16 protein-coding genes are annotated in these 21617 nt (G+C 51.7%); 4 read left to right on the top strand and 12 right to left on the bottom strand.

Annotated features, from left to right (window positions below; translation table 11 throughout):
* Window positions 1-58 precede the first annotated feature (58 nt).
* The gene (locus AD949_RS10145) at window positions 59-2269 is read right to left on the bottom strand and encodes a TonB-dependent siderophore receptor (protein ID WP_244463324.1); all 2211 of its coding nucleotides are present in this window, start codon (window positions 2267-2269) and stop codon (window positions 59-61) included.
* A gap of 538 nt (window positions 2270-2807) precedes the next feature.
* Window positions 2808-3380, bottom strand: a complete 573-nt coding sequence (locus AD949_RS10140; RefSeq protein WP_048835527.1) for a recombinase family protein — start codon at window positions 3378-3380, stop codon at window positions 2808-2810.
* A gap of 208 nt (window positions 3381-3588) precedes the next feature.
* On the opposite strand from AD949_RS10140, the gene AD949_RS10135 reads away from it, so the two are divergent.
* Window positions 3589-6711 carry a Hint domain-containing protein gene (locus AD949_RS10135; protein ID WP_048835528.1) on the top strand — a complete coding sequence of 1041 codons (3123 nt, stop codon included), beginning with the start codon at window positions 3589-3591 and terminating at the stop codon, window positions 6709-6711.
* 111 nt (window positions 6712-6822) lie between these two features.
* Here AD949_RS10135 and AD949_RS10130 read toward each other — a convergent pair whose 3' ends face one another.
* The 3 genes from AD949_RS10130 to AD949_RS10120 all read right to left on the bottom strand — a co-directional run bounded on the left by AD949_RS10130 (window position 6823) and on the right by AD949_RS10120 (window position 10802).
* Entirely contained in the window at window positions 6823-8463 is a 1641-nt protein-coding gene (locus tag AD949_RS10130; RefSeq protein WP_048835529.1) for a bifunctional aspartate transaminase/aspartate 4-decarboxylase, read from the bottom strand.
* A 128-nt stretch (window positions 8464-8591) separates the two neighbouring features.
* The gene (locus AD949_RS10125) at window positions 8592-9542 is read right to left on the bottom strand and encodes a DMT family transporter (RefSeq protein ID WP_048835530.1); all 951 of its coding nucleotides are present in this window, start codon (window positions 9540-9542) and stop codon (window positions 8592-8594) included.
* Window positions 9543-9614: 72 nt separating this feature from the next.
* Window positions 9615-10802, bottom strand: coding sequence for an AI-2E family transporter (locus AD949_RS10120; RefSeq protein WP_082064653.1), 1188 nt, complete (start codon window positions 10800-10802; stop codon window positions 9615-9617).
* A gap of 280 nt (window positions 10803-11082) precedes the next feature.
* On the opposite strand from AD949_RS10120, the gene AD949_RS10115 reads away from it, so the two are divergent.
* Window positions 11083-11772 carry a TetR/AcrR family transcriptional regulator gene (locus AD949_RS10115; protein ID WP_244463325.1) on the top strand — a complete coding sequence of 230 codons (690 nt, stop codon included), beginning with the start codon at window positions 11083-11085 and terminating at the stop codon, window positions 11770-11772.
* 11 nt (window positions 11773-11783) lie between these two features.
* Here AD949_RS10115 and AD949_RS10110 read toward each other — a convergent pair whose 3' ends face one another.
* Window positions 11784-12209 carry a DUF4112 domain-containing protein gene (locus AD949_RS10110; protein ID WP_371277360.1) on the bottom strand — a complete coding sequence of 142 codons (426 nt, stop codon included), beginning with the start codon at window positions 12207-12209 and terminating at the stop codon, window positions 11784-11786.
* A 19-nt stretch (window positions 12210-12228) separates the two neighbouring features.
* Window positions 12229-12612 (bottom strand): peptide-methionine (R)-S-oxide reductase MsrB, encoded by a 384-nt coding sequence (gene msrB / locus AD949_RS10105; RefSeq protein ID WP_048835532.1) that lies wholly within the window; start codon window positions 12610-12612, stop codon window positions 12229-12231.
* A 188-nt stretch (window positions 12613-12800) separates the two neighbouring features.
* On the opposite strand from msrB, the gene AD949_RS10100 reads away from it, so the two are divergent.
* Window positions 12801-14246, top strand: coding sequence for a cryptochrome/photolyase family protein (locus tag AD949_RS10100; RefSeq protein WP_048835533.1), 1446 nt, complete (start codon window positions 12801-12803; stop codon window positions 14244-14246).
* 26 nt (window positions 14247-14272) lie between these two features.
* On the opposite strand, the gene AD949_RS10095 is transcribed toward AD949_RS10100, so the two are convergent.
* The 5 genes from AD949_RS10095 to AD949_RS10075 form a co-directional block, all read right to left on the bottom strand.
* Window positions 14273-14629, bottom strand: a complete 357-nt coding sequence (locus AD949_RS10095; protein WP_257007533.1) for a LuxR C-terminal-related transcriptional regulator — start codon at window positions 14627-14629, stop codon at window positions 14273-14275.
* A gap of 47 nt (window positions 14630-14676) precedes the next feature.
* The gene (locus AD949_RS14645; protein ID WP_082064655.1) at window positions 14677-15030 is read right to left on the bottom strand and encodes an autoinducer binding domain-containing protein; all 354 of its coding nucleotides are present in this window, start codon (window positions 15028-15030) and stop codon (window positions 14677-14679) included.
* Window positions 15031-15118: 88 nt separating this feature from the next.
* The gene (locus AD949_RS10085) at window positions 15119-15703 is read right to left on the bottom strand and encodes an acyl-homoserine-lactone synthase (protein ID WP_048835536.1); all 585 of its coding nucleotides are present in this window, start codon (window positions 15701-15703) and stop codon (window positions 15119-15121) included.
* A gap of 270 nt (window positions 15704-15973) precedes the next feature.
* Entirely contained in the window at window positions 15974-17428 is a 1455-nt protein-coding gene (locus tag AD949_RS10080) for an NAD-dependent succinate-semialdehyde dehydrogenase (protein WP_048835537.1), read from the bottom strand.
* 118 nt (window positions 17429-17546) lie between these two features.
* Window positions 17547-18797 (bottom strand): autotransporter strand-loop-strand O-heptosyltransferase, encoded by a 1251-nt coding sequence (locus AD949_RS10075; protein ID WP_048835623.1) that lies wholly within the window; start codon window positions 18795-18797, stop codon window positions 17547-17549.
* 342 nt (window positions 18798-19139) lie between these two features.
* On the opposite strand from AD949_RS10075, the gene AD949_RS10070 reads away from it, so the two are divergent.
* Window positions 19140-21608 (top strand): TonB-dependent receptor, encoded by a 2469-nt coding sequence (locus AD949_RS10070; protein ID WP_048835538.1) that lies wholly within the window; start codon window positions 19140-19142, stop codon window positions 21606-21608.
* Window positions 21609-21617 lie beyond the last annotated feature (9 nt).

Genomic DNA, 21617 nt, shown 5'->3' with positions numbered 1-21617 from the left:
GAGTGTCTTCCCGCTTCCACGGGAAGACACTCCCAGCACTTACGTTTGGTTGGTTTTTCTATAAATCAAATCGAGCATTGAGATAGACTGACCGCGGCGCTCCAACGTAAAAGTAATCGGAAGCCAAAACGCCCCAGTAGTGCGCGTTGGCAACGTTATCCAACTCTGCCCTGAAGGTTATGCGATGTTTTCCGATATGCGTGCGATAGCTGGCCCGCAAGTTGAGCAGAGTATAACCGGGAATGTGATAAACATTCATAGCATCCCCCCACATTCTGCCGGTATAATGTACTTCTGCTGAAGCAGACAGTCCCGGTACCGCCTGAATATTATTTGTGAGTGTAAACATATTCTGGAACGTTGGAATGGCTTCTGCTGTGTGGCCTTGGATGGATGGGTCCGTCTTTTTATAGTTTGATGCCTCGATCCCCAAGCTGTCAGTCACCACAAAGCCAAAGGGAAGGTCTACATGGCCATTCAATTCAAATCCCTGATAAACCTGCATTCCATTAGAAACATAGTAATTATCGGTATTTGCATATTGCGCACCGCGCGTGATGCGATACAACGCCCCCGTCAGATCCCATGTTCGACGTGAAATTTTAGCCCCCACTTCCACCTGATCAGACCGGATGGGTGGCAGCGTCTGGCGGGCATTTTTGTAGGTATTGCCCACTGTGCCGCCATTTTCGAGTGCCTGCACATAACTGGCATAAACAGTCATGTTTCGCACCGGGTGATACAGCAAGGCAACCGTCGGGGTTACGGGATTAACCTTATACGTCGCCGTCCTAACATCCTCTGCGCTGTAGCTGTTTTGCCGGAAATTGGTATAACGCACCCCGGCCAGAAGCGACCATTGTGGTGTAAATGTAACCGTGTCACTCAGGAAAAGGCCAACCTGATCTGACCGGTAATTCCGGTAAACAGGCGACTCATTATCAATACTCCATGGCCGGGAGATGATCGGTGCATACATGTTTTGCGAACCAATATTCACATATTCGGTGCGAGTGGGAAGATATTTTTCTAACCCCTGCCATGTTGCTCCGAGTGTTACATCATGTTTTACAAACCCTGTATGAAAACAGCCCTCCAGAATACCCTGTGCCTGATTATAGTCTGACCAACTCCGTGGGTCTGTTGACAGGTAGGAGTCATAATTTCCTTCCCTGCCCTTAAGCGACATCCATTCACTCTGATAAGAGCGCCAATCCTGACTATGGCTGTAATCTACGTGGAATTTCCAGCTTCTGCTAATATCCCATTTCAAACCTGTCGTCAGAAACAGGACGTGCGACGTGAACATGGAACCGGGATAGGAGTTTAGGTCCTTATGCCCGCTGATAGCATCCGGCAGACTGTTTGAAGGATAGGTTGTGGGATCAATAAAAAAATCCTGAACCAGACCACGTATTTTTCTGTTTTGATAGATAGCGTCCGCTGTCCAGAGCAGATTTTCGGTTATGCGCGCATCCACCCCCAGAGAACCGGAATACCGTTCTACATGTGAGCCATTATAGGTCTCGCCCTTTTCATGCGTTAAATTTAAACGATATCCAAAAACCTTGTTAAACAACCTACCGCCCGTATCAATATGCTCGCTGGCAATAGCGGCTGAGCTATAACCCGCATCGACCTCAAAGCTTCTTTGCTCCGTTGGCTTCTTGGTCTGATAATTGATGATCCCACCCGGAGCGTTAAAGCCATACATATAGCCTGACGCACCCTTGAGAAGCTGAACATTTTCAAAGCTTTCCAGAGGCAGTTCAACCGTTGTCATATAAAACGGAGAGCCGTTAATTTTGTAACCATTGTAATCATCCAGCGGCACACCACGCACCGTTACGCTATACGCGTTAAAGGAATAAGTGTCCCCATTGGTGACAACTGATGCGTCTTGAGATAGTAATCTGGACAAGGATTTCACCTGACGTTCCTGTATCTCCGCGCTCGTAACAGTACGAATGGAAAAAGGCGTATCCAAAGGCCTTTTTCTTCCGAGCGCGCCGCCGGAGAACGCGGGCGTGGCACTCCCATGCACTTCCAGTTCTTCTCGTTCAGCGAGTTGCGGTTTCCCATGTTCTGCCTGTCTGCGCTGAAGCTTTCCGGAAGGAAGAAGAGAACTGGCAGGAGCCCTTTTCTTTTCTGTTTTGCGCAGTTCCGGCAGCACCTTACCGGTCGCTCCCTGTGCATGCACAATAGCCGTACTCATCCCGCAAGAGGTGAGAACAGTTCCGATTAAAACAAATCCTCTTGGTGAAATCATAATATAACGACCATATTTAGTGTATTTAGCCTTTGTGATATCGAGGATAAATTACGTCGTCAATGAGGCAATATAAAATACTATTGTTTTTATGATTAATTTTTTATCATACGATTTTTATAGTGGTTAAGGATCCGTGAAAGACTGAAGGCGTTATGACTCAACAGAGAGATCATTCGCATACACGATGCATATTCTCTCCTTCACTGGTTTCTTGCCGAAAAATATCGCCTATCGACTGCTGCAAAGGCATGCCCCCTAATGAGTCGATCAGGAGTCCGAATCACGTTTTATTTTGTCTATAAATTATTCTTAAACATCTATTTTTGTTTTAAAAATAATACTGCGTTAAGGTTAATATGTTTGATAATATTTATCATATTATTTTTGAAACAATTAGATATAGAAAATATCTTTAAATAAGAAAAATTTTCATATTCTTTAAGAAAATATATTTTGTTATTAAATACACTTAAACATTGCATAATTAATTATGAATACATTCCTATTTCAATGCAGGAAAATTAGTATCTAATTTTTAGACAGAAAAACGGGTCCTCTCAAGTGTCAGTCTGGAAACAGTTGAAACGCTGATTCCAAAATCTTGAGCCAGCACTCTCAAAGAGTCCCCCCCCAACCGGCGCCGGACAATCTCTTGTTTTTCCAGCTGCGTCATCTTAGACGGACGACCCATACGTTTACCTAGCTCAATCGCTCTGGCCCGACCTTCTGCTGTACGTGTCCGAATGAGATCGCGTTCAACATCTGCGAGACCAGCTAAAACAGCGAGCATCAGACGGCCGGTACTGGTATTCGTATCAACCCAAGGCTCGGATAAAGAATAAAAATGAGCACCTTTTTTCGTAATATTTTGAACGATAGAGAATAAATCAAATGTGCTTCTTGCAAGACGATCAATCCTTGCAACGATCACAACATCGTCTTTTTTCAGACTTCTAACCATTTTTCGAAGCTGCTCACGCTGTGCGTCAGCACCGCTGACTTTTTCACAGAAGATTTTTTCACAGCCGTGTGTTTCTAAGATTTTCATTTGTGTATCAAGGGTTTGCCCTATGGTGCTCACCCGTGCATATCCGATTTTTTTAAGAATGTTACCGCCCTCAACATGCCCGAAAATGTTTCATAATTTAGATTCGTATTAATTTTAATCCTGATTTATGCAAACACAACGCATCGTGTTTTTATTGTTAAAAAAACGATAAAATTAATATCTGATAAGAATTGTTAGTTCAAGAAAAACATAAATCCATATTTAGAATATTAATTAATGCCCATTTGCATAAATTAGGAAATATGAGATGGGCGAGACACCAATTTCATCTGTTGACTTTCAACAAATCGAAAACAATTCAGTCTCCGTAGGCGGTAGTGTTGACCAGTATCAAAATGGTGAGACAAGCTACCATCATCATGACATGTCATGGCGTTGGGTAGGCGGTCCAACCGGGGATTGGAGCAATTCAGAAAACTGGGCGCTTTTTGATAGTGCCGGTCATGTTGTAGACACATCGACAACTGGGTCACCGGCAATTCCGCAGTCACAGCAGAATGCTGACGTTAACGTAGGGGCCAGCGGGAATTCGACATCACCCGTTACGATTGTTGCCAATGCGCCTATTTATAACCAGTTCCGTAGCCTGAGCGTCTGGCAAAGCGGTACACTCAAAATTACCGCTCAGGGATCCAACGGAACCCACGGCAATGTTTTTGCCGTTGCAGGTTTTGAAAACGATGGCACAATTATTGTGGATACGCCGTCTCGTGTAGATTTTGGCGGTGTCACTATGAATCGTGACAACGGCACAATCACGATCATGAACAATCATGGAAATGTGATTTTTGATGATGGTAACCTGAACAGCAGTGGCACTGTTAATCTGATTAACGCATCTCTTGGCAATGCAGGCCAGCCAGTCTGGGTCAGTGGGACGGTCAACCTCCAAAACAATAGTAGTATTTTCCTGAACTCCGGTTACGGAGCCACTCTCAACGTTGATCCTGCAACAGTTAATACAATTTACATGCAGGATAATGGCTTCCTGAACACAGGGATCGACGGCACAAATAATCAGACAGCCGTTATCAATGGTGTTTCAGAAAACACTCGTTTTGGTATTGCTGGACTAAACACGGCCCCAACGTCTGCTACATATACAGCCAATCAAGATGGGTCTTATACCCTTCAAATCACGATGGCTAATGGCAGTAATCTGACATATAATGCTCTCCATATGGCAGAAGGCTATACGCCTCCCGCGAAGCTTACCATTGTTCAGGATAGCGCTACATCTGGCTGGGATATTGAAGACACCTCATCTATTGGTGGAACAGGCGGTCATTACACCGACAACTCTCTCCATCAGCAGATGACAGCGGTTGCAACAAACGCAACCAATGCTGGCGGTGATACATCCCAGTATATCAGTACACCTGAAAGCTTCCATCAACACGATATGAGCTGGCAGTGGACGGGTGCGAACTCCAGCGACTGGAACGATTTCAAAAACTGGACACTTCTTGATAGCAATGGGCACGTTGTTGACACGTCCAATACGGATTACTGGACTGACAACCCCATCCCGCAATCCCAGCAGAATGCGGACGTCAATATCGGTGTCATGGACAGCACAGCTGCACCGAGCATTGTTGTTGATAATGTCGCCGATTATAACCAGATCCGCAGCCTGAGCATTTGGCAAAGCGGTGTTCTGAAAATTACCGCACAGGCGGGCTCCGGCTACGTCGGCAACGTGTTTGCCACCGCTGGTTTTGAAAATAGCGGCAGCATCATTATTGACACTCCATCCAATGTTGAACTGGGTGGCGTCACGATGAATCGTGAGAGTGGCACGATTACCATCATGAACAATCAGGGGAATGTAACCCTGGATAACGGTGCCCTGAACAACGGTGGCACTTTGAATCTGATCAACGCCTCACTTGGAACCGTGGATAAGCCTGTCTGGGTACAGGGCGGCACGATCAATATGGCAAAGAACAGCACGCTGTTTGCTCAGCCCGGGATCAGCTACTCAAGCGCCGTCACCATTAACGTTGACCCCACAACGGTGAACACCGTCTATATTAATGATTCTGGCGATAAAGCAAATGCGGGCAATGTTGTGCTGAACGGTGTTTCTCAAAACACCATATTCGGCATTGCAAACCTGACTGCAAAACCTGTTTCTGCGGTTTACACGCCAAACTCAGACGATACCTCCTATACGCTCACCGTCAAACTTACGAACGGCCAGACAGTAACCTACGGCAGCATTACGCCAGCGGCAGGATACGTGCCCTCCACAACCAAGATTGTGGAAGACCCATCCAACCATGGTTGGCTGATTGAAGATGGTAATTTTACAGCCTGCTTCCTGTCCGGCAGCATGATCCGTACACCCAACGGCGATGTCGCGATTGAAAATATCTCTCTAGGCACACAGATTTCAGTATTTGACTGGAAGAATAATCGCGAAGTCACCAGATCCGTCGTCTGGGTCGCCAAAGCACACACTACCGCACGCTCTAGCGTTCCGGTAGACGAGGCCGGTTATCCTGTACGAGTGCTCAAAAATGCCATTTCAGACGGCGTTCCTTACAAAGATATGCTGATTACGCCTGAACATTGCCTCTTCTTTGAAGAACGCTTTGTTCCTGTGCGTATGCTGGTCAATGGTCGATCCATTTTCTACGATACAAGCATTACGTCTTACGATTATTACCACGTAGAAACAGAAGAGCATTCCGTCATCACTGCGGATGGCATGCTGACTGAAAGCTATCTTGATACGGGGAACCGTTCCTCCTTCCGTCAGGAAGGCGCTGTTGCAGCACTGCGTGCTATCGGCACACGCAACTGGGAAGAAGATGCCGCAGCGCCGCTATGCGTGGCCCGTAATGTGGTTGAACCCTTGTTCCACGCTCTGGAAGCTCGTGAAAGCGTTGTCGAAGGATGCCAGATGCCTACCAGCGTTCCAGTAATGACGCGGGAAGCAAACCTACACCTCATCATGAGCAATGGTGCTGTCATTCGGCCGATCCGTTACGACAATGGGGCTTATAGCTTCATGCTTCCGGCTGGCGTAGACGCTGTCAGGATCGTGTCACGCACCAGCCGTCCTAGCGACGTGATTGGACCGTTTGTGGATGATCGCCGCGCTCTGGGCGTATCTGTCAGCACAATCCGCTTCATTGGCAGCACGGTTCAGCGTCGGATCACGACTCATCTAACTGCCGCGCAGGATGGCTGGTATGAAAGCAACAGTCAGAACGCTCCTGTCTGGACCGACGGCAATGCCTTGCTGCCGCTGTCTGCACAGACACAGAGTAAAATGGGTATGCTGATCATTACAGTACATGCAGCTGAAGCTTATCGCGTTGAGCCTGAACTGACAGCTCAGGCAATGGCACTCTCCGCTTAAGCCACTAAAAAAGCGCCACTCTTACGGGAGTGGCGCTTTTTCACTCTGAAGCGTATTCAAAATACTCACACTTCAGACACTAATTTTTTTATTTTTTACCAGAATAGCAGGTCAGGATACGTCCTGACCTGTTGTTTTATGTTCTGCTCCATCAGTCGCTTTTTCACGTTTATAGCGTTCGTAATACTCGTCCGCCATACGACGAAGAGCAGCACCAATGGCCGCGTACTGATATTCGTTCAGGTTAGCAAGAGACGCGCGGGCTGAAGGGCGACGCACTGCGAACCCAACGCCCGGCAACAGAACCACGCCGGTTTCTTCCGCAATGCGGAACAGGATTGTCTGATAATCCACGCGGGTCATCAACCAGCGGGCAAAGCGGGTGCCGTAAAGCTGGGTGGCAACGTTGCTAAGGTCTATCAGCGTGTAATAATGCGTGCTGCCGGGATCATTGGGTGCAGGGACGCCGAGGTCTCGGTAAAGTGCAATTTCGCGTCGGTGCAGCAGGTTTTTCAAAGCGGTTTTATAAGCTTCCCTCCCATCCATAAGAGCAAATAGAGCGAACAGCACCATCTGCACTTGCTGGGGCGTGGAAAGGCCTGCTGTGTGATTAAGCGCCACGCTACGGCTGTCAGCTACTAGACGGTCAATAAATTTCAGACCACGCACATCCGGTGTAAGGGAAGCATAGCGCTTGTCCAGCGCCTCCTTCTCCTCTTCAGGCAGAGCCGCCAGCGCGCGATCTAGCACATTTTGCGTGTGCGTGGCGACAACGCCTAGTCGCCAGCCGGTAGAGCCAAAATATTTTGAAAAAGAATAGACCAGAACGGTATTTTCTGGGCATACGCTATAAAGAGACCTGAAATTATCTGCAAAAGTACCGTAAACATCATCCGTGACGATGATAAGGTCTGGGCGTTTGGTTTTCACAATGTTTGCAATACGGGCCAGCCCGGCATCGTTCATTTTGACCGAGGGCGGATTGCTGGGGTTGACCACCAGAAAAACCTTGATGGCTGGATCTAGCAGTTTGTCCAGTTCGCTGTCTGGATATTGCCATCCTGCTTCTGGCGCAGCGTAAACCGGAACTTCCTGCAACTGGTAGTCCCGAAGCTCCGGAATTTCCACATACGGCGTAAAAACAGGCATGCCGATGGCGGCTTTGTCACCGGGGCTGATCAGACCATTCTCGCGCAAGGAAGCAAAAATATAGCTGATGGCCGCCGTGCCGCCTTCCAGCGCGAAGAGATCCGTTGTGGCATCTGGCATGGTGCCGCCTGCCATTTCGCGCAGCAGATAATGCCGCACGACCTGCTCCGAATATTTCAGCATCCGTGGCGGTGTGGGATAGTCGCACCCCAGAATACCCGCTGTCATTTCCTGCAAGAAGCCTTCAGCAGAAAGACCAAGCTGATCCCGCACGTAAGAGAGTGCACGGCGAAGGAAGGCAACGCCGGGTGCATCTTTGTGGTCTGCCACGAAAGCGTTGAAACGCGCCTCTATTCCGTCTCGTCTGGGGAAGCCACCAACGCCTTCTGCCATATAGGAAAAAGAAAGTTCGGATTCCGCACTCGCAAAAAGGCCAAGTTGAAAAAACCCTTGCCGAGGAAGTGTAGCCAGAAAATTGGGGTTGCCGCGCCCTGCATCCAGCATGGCGCGCTGTGCCCGACCGGATGCCAGTTTGATAAGCTGATCTTTCAACTCAAACGGACTGAGGGTTTTGAATTTTGCATACTCGGAGGGAAGGGTCATGGCCGGTTCCTGAAACAGGGGTAAGGCGAGAAAGAGAGTAAACAGGCACAAAAAAGCGCCGATTACCACCTTTATGCACAGATACAGGGCAAAAATCGGGCCATGTCTCAGCGATGTGATACTTTCTTTTAGCCTTTACCGGCCAGTCTGATTTTTCTCAGACTTTGACTAATCCACCCATACCCGCTGACCAAAACCAGCCCGGCAACAACCAGCACCGCACCAGACACAAAGCCCGGCTCCACAGGTTCATGCAGCAACACCGCTCCCAACAACACGCCGAATAAGGGCGTCATGAAAGATAAAACACCAATGCGCGACGCCTGATAATGGCGCAAAAGCCAGAACCACAGCAGGAACGCCACGAAAGAGAGAACAAACACCTGATACACCAGACTGAGCAACAGAATGGGTGTTACGGTCACACTTGTCTGATGAAGCAACAAAGCGACTGGAAACAGTAAAAGGCATGCCCCCACAAGCTGGTACAGCAGGGTTTGCTTGGCGGGCACTCTCGCAAGACCGGACATACGGATAACAACGGTTGTAACGCCCCAACTTGCTCCGGCCAGCAGGGCCAACACATCTCCCAGCCATGACAAAGCTGCCTCCTGCCCGCCCCCAGTATCAGCTACAGTATGGTGGCCAAAGAATGCGGTGCCAATCCCGCCAAAAGCCAACAGAATACCCGCCCACTGGAGAGGCGCCATTCGTTCCGAGACTTCCAGAAAATGCAGGATGAGCGCCGTAAAAATAGGCGCAGTGTAAAGAAAGACAACGGAGCGGGAGGCCGAGGTATAGTGCAAGGCCTGCCCCAGAAACAGATATTCCAGAAAGAACAGCACTCCCACGGCCAGACCGGGCTTCCATGTCTGTGCAACCTGCACAAACCGTTCACGGCGTGAAAGCATGAGGGCTACCACAAGCAGAGCAGCCAAGCCGGAACGCAAGGCAATTTGCAGGACCGGAGCCATATCCTGCGCTGAGGCTTTGAGGGCGACCTGTTGCAGACCAAAGCAGAAGCACAGTCCTACCATCAAGGTGGTGGCTTTTGCATCCAATGGCTTGCGCGTGTTCATGCCGGTTTATCCCTTTTGCACGGTCGTCCGCGTTCCCTATGCAGCATGCACGCAGGCGGAGAAAGGGGCGATTTACAGCATATCTTTTTCTTTGAGCGGAGAGGACAGGCGCGTTGCGACGGCTAGCAGAACTGCCGTAATGGGCGAGGCAAAAATAAAACCCCACAGGCCAAGAAAGGCACCAAAAATGGTCTGGGAGAGAATGGTGAGTGCTGGCGGCATACTAACAGCACGCTTCTGGATAAAGGGAGACATAATATACCCTTCAAACGCCTGAATGACCGTATAAAGGCCCAGCACCATTAACGCTTCCTGTGTGCCGACGGAGAGGCCTATCAACAAAGCAGGGATAGCGCCCACAAATGCCCCTAAATACGGAATGAAGTTGGCTGTGCCCGCTACCAGCCCAAGAGGCAAAGCCAAAGGCATGCCGATGGTCCACAGGCCGAGCCATGTCAGCACGCCAACCACCGTCATATCCAGCATTTGCCCGGCGACCCATGCGGAAAGGGTGTGCGCAATGGTTTGCAGGAGAGAGCGGACCAATGAGCGGTGCCTCTCTGGGGTTAGCCTCAATATCCCGTTGGCATACAGCCGTGGAGAAAGCGCAAAATAGATCCCGGCAATGACAATGACGATCATAGTGCCGACGGAGCCGAAAGTGGACGTCAGCACATTGGTCATGGACCCCGCAAAATCCACCCCTTGCGTGCGGCCACCGGCCCCGCTCTGGTTTCCACCCAGAGACTGAGGCACATGGTCCAAAATCAAACGGCCAAAAGCGCCCCCATTCAGGCGGTCATGCAAAGTGCTGATCTGTGAGACCAACGCCGTGCGCAAATGCCCGGCCTGCACCATAATTTCCGGCCCGAAGACCTTAACAAGCACGGAGGCCGCCACGATCAAAGCCAGTACCAAAAGGAGTACGGACAGCCATTCTGGCAAACGCAAGAGGTGCGTAATCCAACGGGCCGCACCATGCAGCACCACCGCTACCAGTGCGGACGCACAGACAACCATCAACACCGGACCGCCCGTGCTGATAATAAGTCCAAGCACGGCCAACACAACAACCACCACAACAAGCCGGTAAAACCGCGCCAGCGTGTGCTCCAGTGTCTGTATTGCAGCAAGAGCAGGGATTTCAGACGCAGAGGGCCGCTCACCCACAGGCGGAGCAGGGTGCGGGCCTGTGGGTGGCGCAGCGGGAGCGGCAGGACTGCCTGATATATCCTGTGTTTCTGAAAGGGGCGGCGCCATGGTGTTGTGCTTCTCCTGCTGCCCGGCCCCTCTTACCAGATGCCGAGGCAGCCTTGCGTGATCCTGCGCCGCTTTATGCCGCTACGCGAGAGAGTGAAATGTCACACATACCTGACAAAGTGAGGAAAAGCTTTATCAGCATGGCAGATCCGGGCATGATAGAAAAAGATGGCTGATAGGCAGTCACTGCCTTGTGTTTCGCGCTCAAACACGCGAGTAAGCACTCTTCCGAAATAATATGATACGCTTTTCCCGTCTGCTCCCTGAGGCCCGTTGCTTTATGACAAAATCTGACGCTGCCAGTCATCTGGACATGGAGCATCCCTGCCTTGAGGGAAAGAAGCGTCGGTGCGGGCGGCCCACGCCTTACGGAACGGAGCAACTGGACCAGCACCTTCTGGAAGTAGCCGCCAGCCTGTTTGTTGAACACGGTTACGCCGGGACATCCGTGGACCAGATTGCCCGTAAGGCGTCCGCCAGCAAACAGACTCTCTACCGACGCTATGCCTCCAAAGAAGCGCTGTTCAAAGCCGTGATTACCAATCTTTGTGCCTCCGTGCTGCGCAGCATGTCGGAAACACCCCTGAAGGACCCACTCCAGGAACTGAAGCATGTCAGCCGTCTGATGCTCGACTTTGTGTTGCAGCCGGATGCACTCAGCACGTATCGTATTCTGATTGCAGATGGATACCGCTATCCGAACTTGATTGACTATGCGGTTGAAAACATTGACGAGCCGTTTTACGCGAATTTTATACGCTTACTGAAGGCGGCAGAAACCGCCGGGCAGATTGAAGCCGGGCATGCCGACTGCATTACGGCCCGCCTCTGGACGGGTATGTTAACCGGCTGGGCGATAGAACAGCATCTGTTGGGTATGACGGCGCTAGAGAGTGCTACGGCACGCAATAGTTTTTTTGAGCAGGCTTGGGCCCTATTTACCCGGGGTATAGGAGCCCAACCGCACTAAATCCGCCGTTTTTACGACGTGTGGCCGGGTGTATGCCCGAAATACTGCTCCAGAAGAGCGACATTGCGCAGATTGGCCTTATAAGCGGCGTCAAACAGATCCCCCACCACAGGAATGGTATCAACGGCCGTTTCCAGCAGCACGTTTGCCATCATGCGAACAAGCAAGCCTGTCGGCGCGCGCAAACGCCACGCTTCCCACACGATATAAAGGGAGACGCAGCCCATCACCACGCTGCCACCAACCGGCAGCAGGCCGACAAGAGCATCGACCCCCACGTGGAAACGCGTGCCCGGTAAACGGAAAGCGGCATCCAAAATCCAAGCCAGACGTCGGATACGGCGCAGGCGCTGCGCGACATCCTCCGCAGTATGCGGCCCGGCGTGATGTGAGCCGTTTCCGGCCATAGTATGAGCATATGTCATAGGTCTGGACATAGGATGGCCCGATCGGGAATCAAGAGGGCTGAAAATCAAGCGCCAGACCATTCATGCAATAACGGAGACCTGTGGGGAGCGGGCCGTCTGGAAAGACATGGCCCAGATGCCCTTTGCAGGACGCGCAGTGCACTTCCGTCCTCACCATGCCGTGACGCGTGTCCTGCGTGGTTTCCACACCACCGGGCACGGCATCATAAAAAGACGGCCAGCCGCTACCACTTTCATATTTGGTCTCGGACTCAAACAAGGTCTGGCCACACCCTGCACAATGATACAGGCCGGGACGTTTTTCATGATTCAGCGGGCTAGACCCCGGATATTCCGTACCGTGGTCTTTAAGAATATGTTCCTGCTCTGGTGTAAGCGGACCACATCCGGTGGGGGAACAGGACTGGGTCATGCGCGGAGTACTCCTTTTTCTTCTGGCTATTTATGGAGAGGGTCTGCCGTATTCTAACGGATTTTTCCACACGCTGCACGAAGAGGATTTTAACGGCAGGAACGACAAACGGTTGCATTAGGCGAGCCCTTCTCCCACGACCCGCGCCAACCGTTGCCTAAACAGAAGAAGGACGGCACTCTGCCGATATGACATCTTCCTCCCAACGCCCTGTGCTTGTCCTGTTTCGGGACGATTTCCGCCTGACTGATAATCCGGCCCTGCATGCCGCCTGCGCCACTGGACAACCCGTGCTCTGTGCCACTGTGCAGGACGAGGCCTGCATGCCCGGAGGGGTGATTGGCTGGTGGCTTGCGCAGGCTGCTCAGGCATTAACCACCGCGCTCCATAATTACGGTGGGCCCCTACTTGCCCCGCACGGAGAAACGCTTCCCGTTGTACTAGACCTTGTGAAATCCTTTCAGGTAACAGACGTTTTCTGGAACAGACGCTATGATCCAACCGGAACAAAAATTGATACGGACCTGAAAGCCGCGCTGACGGAACACGGTGTTACCGTCCACTCGCTATCCGCCCGTTTACTCCATGAACCATGGGCCGTAAGGACCGGAGCCGGGCAGCCCTACCGAATTTTTACGGCATGGTGGCGAGCCGCGCGGGAACTGGGCGACCCCGGACGCCCCCTGCCTGCCCCGCCTACCATTGAATTTGCCCCGATACCGAAGCCTTTTAAAAAAAATCTGGCTCCGGCAGCCTTGCTGCAACCCACGTTGCCGAACGACGCAACAGAGGCGAAAAAATACTGGCCGTGCAGTGAGGAGGATGCGCGCACCAGTCTGGATAATTTTCTGGAAGACACGCTGGAGCAGTATGAAACAAGTCGGGACCGACCGGACCAAGAAGGCACATCTGGCCTCTCCCCTTATCTGCGCGCCGGACTGATTTCCCCCCGGCAGGTCTGGCACGCTGCGCGGCAGGCGCAAGCCCGCAGTGGCGACCATGCAAATACGGAAAAGTTTCTGTCCGAACTGTGCTGGCGGGATTTTGGGTGGATGCAACTTTTCTATCAACCCGATATGCCGACCCGCAATCTACGCTCCGAATTCGACCAGATGCCGTGGCAGAATGATGCAGAGGCCTTTACCGCATGGAAGGAAGGACGCACCGGCTACCCGCTGGTCGATGCGGGAATGCGGGAACTCCTCGCTACCGGCACCATGCATAACCGGGTACGAATGGTCGTCGCCTCTTTTCTGACCAAACACCTGCTAACAGACTGGCGGAAAGGCGAGCGCTGGTTTTATGAACGGCTGGTGGATGCGGATCCGGCACTAAACGCCATGAACTGGCAGTGGTGTGCGGGAACCGGCATTGATGCCTCCCCTTGGTTCCGTATTTTTAACCCCGTTGGGCAATCGGAAAAATTTGATCCTTCAGGCGCTTATATCCGCACATGGGTGCCAGAACTGACGGCCCTACCGGATAAGCTGATTCATACTCCGTGGAAAATAGATGCGGCTCTTAGCCGCCATTTGCGTTTTGTGCCCGGCACAACCTATCCTCACCCGATTGTAGACCTGAAGCAGGCGCGGGCCATAGCGCTGGAAAGCTACAAAAACCTTAAAACAGTCTGACCAGTGCTAAGGCACTTGCAGCATGTTTAAAGCACACCAAACTGAATGGCGTTGAGGACTGCCATGTCAGTGCTGGCTGCTCCCAGCTTGTGGCGGGCCACGCGCAGACACAGTCGCACGACCGACTCTGACAGCTTGAGTTTTCGCGCAATTTCATTACCCAGAAATCCTTCTGCCGCCAGTTTCAGACAGGACTTTTCATCATCAGATAGGTCTATCACACCAGTAGACCGAAAGGACGTGATCCGCAGATAGGCCTCATGCACATAATTGGCCAACATCTGATAATCCCGTGCAGCGCTGACACGGGCCAGCCCTTCAAATTTATGCGGGTCCGCACTGGTAATGACAAACAGCCCGCGCGAGCCGTCCACTCCTGTCAAAGGAACGCTCAGGGCAGCCTGACCCAAGCCAAAATCCAAACTTTCTGCTAAAACTTTATAACCCGGCGTATTTTTTCAATTTCAAGCTGTTGCCACTCAAATGGCAGACTGCTTTGCAGACTCCGCTGCATGACCGGGTCCACATGCATGTAATCCTGCATATAGTAACGCTTTTGCCATTCTACAGGATAGCTGGTGCAGGTAAAATTGCTCGGGTTTAGCAATTTATCGCCTAACCCAGAAAAATAATAAACAACATGAAGCATATTGCATTTTTCTGGAATTGAGAGCAAGACAGCCGAAAGCTGTTCAAGCGTCTGGGCTTGTGTAATGGCCCAGACAAGATCCTGCAACACTCTTGGCAGTATGAACGTCGGTGCCGTCTGTTTAAATCGTGTCATGGCGCTGCTTCTAATCCTATAGTCTTGGCCAGATAAGCAGCATACGTCTGTATATCATCGCTCGATCATTACAAATACGCAGGGATCTTCAAAAAGGACTGAGCCGGAGTTCCGTCAGGTGCCGCAATGTCAGCAGGTTGATGTCCAGAACACTAACGCAGAACTCATGCCCATTAATATCACCACAGCGAATAACAGAGGGAGATATTTTCAGACGCCTATAAAGGCGCAGTCTGGACTGGGGGTATGTTCCAATAACCTGCTTCACCCCGTTAGCAAGAGCGTAGTCACACAGAGTTTTCAAGACATCAAGCATCAAGTTCCGGCCAACCGGAGACGCTGTATCCGCCGTGGTGCAGAACCAGGAAAGCTCCCAGACATCAGGACTGATAATATCAGGACAGCCCGGAAAATAACGGGCAAAATCCTGCCGCAACATAGTCGGGCCAGTGGTTGGCAATACACGAACCGAGGCGATAGTACCCGTCGCCTCTTCTATCGAAACGATATAAAACGGATTCCAGTCGCGGTCGTAACGGTCTTCCTGCGGGTCCACCCGAAGGGCCTGAAGCCATTCCTGATGGTTTCCAAAAAACACCTTCCGAGATATAAGAATTTTCTCATAGATAGGAAAAAAATTTTCCCGCTCGTTATAAAAAAATGTGTAAATCATCCAATCAACTCATTCCTCGACTTAAATACCATCTGATCTCCAATAACGCCTGATTGCTTTACAAACACTTTCCATACCCAGAGTTGATCAGCACTCTGGGAAAGTTAGGGTGTCTGGAGAGTTTTCAGGATAAAAAAATCCTGCTGATTTTAAAAATTTAAATCAGCAGGACTATTTTACAAAGTAACGGATGGCTCCACATGATCTGTGTGTGGAAATGCCCCCTCAAGAGGTCTTTTTTATGCTGAAAATACAGCAGAATTGTGCAGATTACAGAGCCTTGTTATCTTGCTCTGTTGAGACAAATTTAATCAATGTGTGTGCCCGCACAGCGTCCGGGCCGCCTTCCGTACCGTAGCCGGATTCTTTAATGCCACCAAAAGGCACTTCCGGCACACCCAGCCCATGATGATTGATGGCAATCATCCCCACCTCCACCTGTTCACCCAGCAGGCGCTCTGTCCGCTCATTACGAGTATAGGCGTAAGCGGCCAGACCATAGGGCAGACGGTTAGCTTCCTGCACGGCGTCTTTCAGATCCGTAAATTCAGATATTATGGCAATCGGGCCAAACGGCTCTTCCTGCATCATCCGCATGGACAAATTGGGGTTGAGCACCAGTGTTGGGGCAAAAAAGAACCCTTTATTAGGAAGAGGCACATCGGCCTGCCAGAGAGTGGCCCCTTTGTCCCGCGCATCAGCTACCAGATCGTTCAGAGCTTTCAGGCGGCGTTCATTGATGACTGGCCCCATGGTGATACCCGCATCAAGACCAGAGCCGATTTTGAGCGTGTTCATCTGCGTCTTGAACTTGTCCACAAAACTGGCGGCAATATTTTTATGCAGCAGGAAGCGCGTCGGCGCGATGCACACCTGCCCGGCATTGCGGAATTTAGCTGCGCACAGGCGCTGTGCCGCAGCGTCCAGATCCGCATCCTCACACACGATCACCGGGGCATGGCCACCCAGTTCCATCGTCACAGGCTTCATTTGCGCACCCGCGAGAGCAGCGAGATGTTTGCCAACAGGTGTGGACCCTGTGAAAGAAATTTTGCGTACAACGGGATGAGCAATAAGATATTCGGAAATTTCAGCCGGGTCGCCATAGACCAGAGAGACAGTCCCGGCAGGAATGCCAGCATCACAGAACGCCCGCAGCAATTCCGCAGGGGAGGCCGGGGTGTCTTCCGGTGCCTTGACAATCACCGCACATCCAGCAGCCAGAGCAGCACCCAGTTTCCGGGCTATCTGATTGACGGGGAAATTCCATGGCGTAAACGCAGCGACCACCCCTACCGGGCGATGCAGGACGCGCTGTTCCACATTAGGCACCCGCGGAGGAATAAGCGTATCATGAAGGCGGCGACCTTCCTCACCGAAATACTCTATAACGCCAGCCGCTCCGTTGATTTCGATAATGGCCTGCTCAAGTGGCTTGCCCTGCTCGCGGCTCATGATGCGGCCAATACTCTCTGCCCGCTCACGCAGCAGATTGGCGGCTTTACGCATGATGACAAAGCGATCCCACGCTGTAAGGGCCCGCCATGCAGCAAAACCCTGAGCGGCACCTGCCGTTACGCAGGCGAGGTCTGCCTTGGAGGCATGAGCACTTTTACCGATTCCCTCACCGGTTGCAGGGTTGAAGACAGAAAAAGTGCGGCCATCCGCCGCGTCTTGCCATTGCCCGGCCACCAGAAGCTGTGTGTTGATAAAATCCTGTGACATTGCGCTTCTCCCCTTTTGGAACAACGCACAAGCCAACATCGCGTTGCCTTATGATCTTTAAGGAGAGAGCATCATCACGAGAGGGATGCAAGAGGCACGTAGCGTGCCCCACACACTGTCAGGCGAACAGCTTTTTCAGTTTATTGATAACATGCTCACTGGTAATGAGACGCGTGCATTCAAACTGGCGCGGTGTGTTTTCATGACGAGGGCACCACAAGAAGTTGTGATGGTCAAACCGTTCCTTCGGGTCATTCCAGCAGGAATTGCAGGTATGCCAGTTTATAACGCGGTACGGTGTTTCAAACTCATTGGTGGGATGAGTAAAGCCTGAAATCATTACAACCTCAGTCCCCGCAGCCCATGCAAGCCACGCAAGACCGGAACTGAGACCAATGAACGCATCCGCATGTTTCAGCCAGCGCGCGCGCTCAGCCAGTGGACGATTACCTGTTTCATCTTCCGCGCCATGTGGAATATGGTTCCAGATAAGCCCTGTGCCATGCACCGATTTCTGGTCAATACAGATAACCCGGTAGCCTTTTTCCTTCAGAAACGCGATGACATCCTGCCAACCGGTGGGGTTATTCCAGTATTTACACTGAGTACTGGCCTGCACCGCAATACAGACATACGGTTCTGCAATCGGCCGGCTTTCATCTGGAAGATGGAGACGGGGCGCTTCCTCGTGCGGAGAGACACCCAGAATGTAACCCGCTGTGCGATGCAAGCCAACAAACCGGAAATCTGTAGGCTGCTGGATGCAATCTTTATCATCAAAAAACAGGCCGATGCAGTAGGTCGCGTAAGATTTGGCTGCAATCCCTGCCTGCTCTGCATCAGCGGAGGTCATAAGAGTGAGATTAGGGTACGCGTCCTTCAACAGCGGGAGAATGAGACCTGAGAGCAGGCAGGTGACCTTTGCGCCGCGCACTTCCGCAAACCGTTCCACATAGGGGAACCATGCCAGCGTATCTCCCAGCGTGCCGACCGGTAGCTGGATGATAACATCCTGACCGCGCGCATCATACTCATGCTCGAAAACCGGTCTCTCAACACCATCTGCCCCGATATCAATCACTTCAATCTTGAAGCGGATATAATAGCGTTTGCTGGACGCAATCGTAGCCCCGTTGGCTTCATGACTGAAGAGAATATTCCCTGTATCCATATCCCGCAGGATGACCCGCCATTTCCCCTCTTTCCGCTCAGGCACAAAGACTCGCGCCCCGAGGTTGAAATCATAGCGAATGCCATGCGGACCTTCCATCGCCAACTGTGCAGGAGGCGCGAGGTAAGCAGGCTGACTCGCCGGAGAGGGCGTACCTGATGACTGTGCCACAGTTTGAGCAGGCGCAGACGACACCACCTGAGCCGGAGTATCAGCCTGCGGTGCGGAGGCGTTGGAAAGAACGGGGGTGGCTGTTTCGGACAAGATTGAAAGTCACCTAAATAAAAGACTCAAAAATTTTGTATCTAAAATTCTGCTAAATACAGCTTACAAAAATAATTAACATTTGTTAATTTAATTGTATCGGCTTTAATGCAGCATAGAAACCAGAATAAAAATAGCAAAAACGGAAATAATAGCAATCAATATATAAAATGAATTTTAAAAAACATTACAATAAAACTGTAACACAATCGCGTGAAGCTTTCTCTTAAGAGACCATTCGGGATCCACCAACCTTTTCAGGATTGTCATATCTCCATGCGTCTTTTCCCTGTGTCTCGTCGGGCCGCCCTGTGGCTCTTCTGCTCTCCTCTGGCATTTTCAACCGGCTATGCTGCGCCGGTTTCAAAAAGCCACCATGCAGTAAAGCATGCCTCCGCAAAAACTATGCCAGTCAAGGCAACGCATGGCGCAACACAGGCTCTTGCACCCCGCGTTACTGGCGTTCCACGACGGACAGCGAAAACATCAAGCCCGGCGCGCGCAAAGGAATCGGAACAGATTATTGCCACGGGCCGTCACAGCCGGTCTGAACAGACAGTAGGCCATGCGGAAATGCAGCGCCTCCTGCCGGGTATCAACCCGCTTAAGGCGCTGGAAATTCTGCCGGGCGTTGTCTTCACCAATGCGGACCCATGGGGCAACAACGAGCAAAACTCCGCCCTGTTCATCCACGGTTTTTCAAAAAACCAGCTTGGCTATACGTTGGATGGCGTGCCACTGGGAGATCAGGATTATGGCAATTATAACGGCCTGACGCCACAGCGCGCCGCCATTAGTGAAAACATCGGCTCGGCCTCCGTGGCGACAGGTGCTGGCGCGCTGGGCACGGCCTCCACCAGTAACCTTGGCGGCACGTTGCAGTTTACCACGCAGGACCCGCTGCATCATGCTGGTGGGCAGTTGAACCAGACCTTCGGAAGCTGGTCCACCTTCCGCACCTTTGCGCGAATTGACACTGGAGATTTTGGCAACGGCAATTCCGCCTATGTCTCATGGGGGCGTCAGGATGCGCGGGCGTGGGATTTTGCCGGGCATCAGGGGGGCAATCAGGTCAACGCCAAGTTCGTGCATGAAGACGAGAAAAACAAGATCAGCGTGTTTTTCGACTGGGCACAGAAGGTCGAGCCGAACGAAGACAGCATTGTAATGCCCAATGGCGGCTCCCTGTATGTCCGCCCCTTCATGTATCCCAACATGTCGGAAGCCATCAATTACTATAATAATTCTCCTCAATATAAAAATGCTGGCCTGAACTACAGAAACTACTATTCCGCAGCCCAGCGCGAAGACTATTTAATGTACACCAAGTGGTCCCATGATTTCACAAAAAATCTGAAATGGGACACGCAGATCTATTACCATCATGATCTGGGTGAAGGCGTGGTGGCTGGCCCCATTACTGCGGCGGGTCTGCCGGCCCTATTCTCCTCCTACTTCCCCAACCAGAGCTCCGCCCAGCTTTCCAACGTGTTTGGCGGCACTGGCATTGCAACCCGTACCACGGAATACTGGGATAACCGTGGCGGGATCATGACCAACCTGCACTACCATCTGGGCCACCACACTATTGAACTGGGCGGCTGGTATGAGCGCAACAACAACACGCAGGCGCGCCGCTGGTATCCGTTTAGCGCCAGCAACCCCACCACCCCGTATGATCGTCAGCAGAATGCACTAATTGACCAGTACACCAACAATTTTTACACCAACACATGGACTACGCACCTGCAGGACACATGGCAGGTTAGCAAGAATTTCGCGCTAAATGCCGGATTTAAGTCCGAGCTGGTTTATACCAATGGTACATTGCCGGTGGCAGGTCTGCCGGGGTCACTTTCTCCCAAAACCGCCATTACCGTGCCCGGTGGCACCATTGCCTCCGTCAAACCGTTCCTGCCCGCGTTTGGTGCGCTGTGGAATATCACCCCGCATGAACAGTGGTTTGCCAATATTCAGGAAAACATGCGGTCCTTTGAAGCCGCAGGTTATGGCAACGCCACCCCGTGGGGTGTGACCAGCCAGCAGGCGTTTGATGAATTCCGCAAAAATGGCAAGCCGGAAACATCTTGGACGTATGAAACCGGTTTCCGGACCAACCGCCACCTGAACGCCGGCCCTCTGACCAATATCAGCGGCCAGCTTGAATATTACCACGTGCATTTCTCAAACCGTCTGCTGGCCGTCGCCACAACGCAGACGCTCTCTTCCATTATCGGCAGCGCCACCACGCTGACCAACGTGGGCTCGGTCTCCACCGATGGGATGGACTTCTCCTTCACCGCGCAGTTTGGCCCACATTTCTCCTTCTACAACGCGCTGTCCTATAACAAATCGACCTACAACGATAACTACCTGAACGGCACGACGACGGTGCAGACCGCCGGCAAGAACGTGGCGGGCGTGCCCAACTGGACGGAAAAATTCGTGGCCTCCACCCGCTGGGGCAATTTTGACGCGCAGTTTGTGGGTGACGTGGTGGGTAAACGCTACACGACCTTCACCAACGATCTGCATGCCAGCGCCTACGCGCTGTTCAGCCTGAATGCCGGATATGACTTTAAGGGTATTCCCCACATCCGCGCGCTGCATGTGCAGGGGAACATTACCAACCTGACAAATGAAAAAGGCTGGTCTACGCTGAACACCACCAACGCCTCTGGCCAGTATTCGGCGTTCCCCATTGCGCCACGGATGTATTTCCTGACGCTGAGCACCACGTTCTAAGGGCGGTCT

It is taken from the genome of Acetobacter orleanensis, from assembly GCF_001581005.1.
Lineage (GTDB): Bacteria > Pseudomonadota > Alphaproteobacteria > Acetobacterales > Acetobacteraceae > Acetobacter > Acetobacter orleanensis.
The sequence above is the reverse complement of the archived record's forward strand: the minus strand, read 5'-3'. Positions and strand labels throughout refer to the sequence as shown.

What these genes read in the sequence shown, in the direction of transcription:
- AD949_RS10115 (WP_244463325.1), top strand. Translation starts at nt 11,083, where the DNA reads ATGACAAAATCTGACGCTGCCAGTCATCTGGACATGGAGCATCCCTGC.
- AD949_RS10110 (WP_371277360.1), bottom strand. Translation starts at nt 12,209, where the DNA reads ATGTCCAGACCTATGACATATGCTCATACTATGGCCGGAAACGGCTCA.
- AD949_RS10120 (WP_082064653.1), bottom strand. Translation starts at nt 10,802, where the DNA reads ATGGCGCCGCCCCTTTCAGAAACACAGGATATATCAGGCAGTCCTGCC.
- msrB (WP_048835532.1), bottom strand. Translation starts at nt 12,612, where the DNA reads ATGACCCAGTCCTGTTCCCCCACCGGATGTGGTCCGCTTACACCAGAG.
- AD949_RS10080 (WP_048835537.1), bottom strand. Translation starts at nt 17,428, where the DNA reads ATGTCACAGGATTTTATCAACACACAGCTTCTGGTGGCCGGGCAATGG.
- AD949_RS10135 (WP_048835528.1), top strand. Translation starts at nt 3,589, where the DNA reads ATGGGCGAGACACCAATTTCATCTGTTGACTTTCAACAAATCGAAAAC.
- AD949_RS10130 (WP_048835529.1), bottom strand. Translation starts at nt 8,463, where the DNA reads ATGACCCTTCCCTCCGAGTATGCAAAATTCAAAACCCTCAGTCCGTTT.
- AD949_RS10085 (WP_048835536.1), bottom strand. Translation starts at nt 15,703, where the DNA reads ATGATTTACACATTTTTTTATAACGAGCGGGAAAATTTTTTTCCTATC.
- AD949_RS10070 (WP_048835538.1), top strand. Translation starts at nt 19,140, where the DNA reads ATGCGTCTTTTCCCTGTGTCTCGTCGGGCCGCCCTGTGGCTCTTCTGC.
- AD949_RS10125 (WP_048835530.1), bottom strand. Translation starts at nt 9,542, where the DNA reads ATGAACACGCGCAAGCCATTGGATGCAAAAGCCACCACCTTGATGGTA.
- AD949_RS10145 (WP_244463324.1), bottom strand. Translation starts at nt 2,269, where the DNA reads ATGATTTCACCAAGAGGATTTGTTTTAATCGGAACTGTTCTCACCTCT.
- AD949_RS10100 (WP_048835533.1), top strand. Translation starts at nt 12,801, where the DNA reads ATGACATCTTCCTCCCAACGCCCTGTGCTTGTCCTGTTTCGGGACGAT.
- AD949_RS14645 (WP_082064655.1), bottom strand. Translation starts at nt 15,030, where the DNA reads ATGACACGATTTAAACAGACGGCACCGACGTTCATACTGCCAAGAGTG.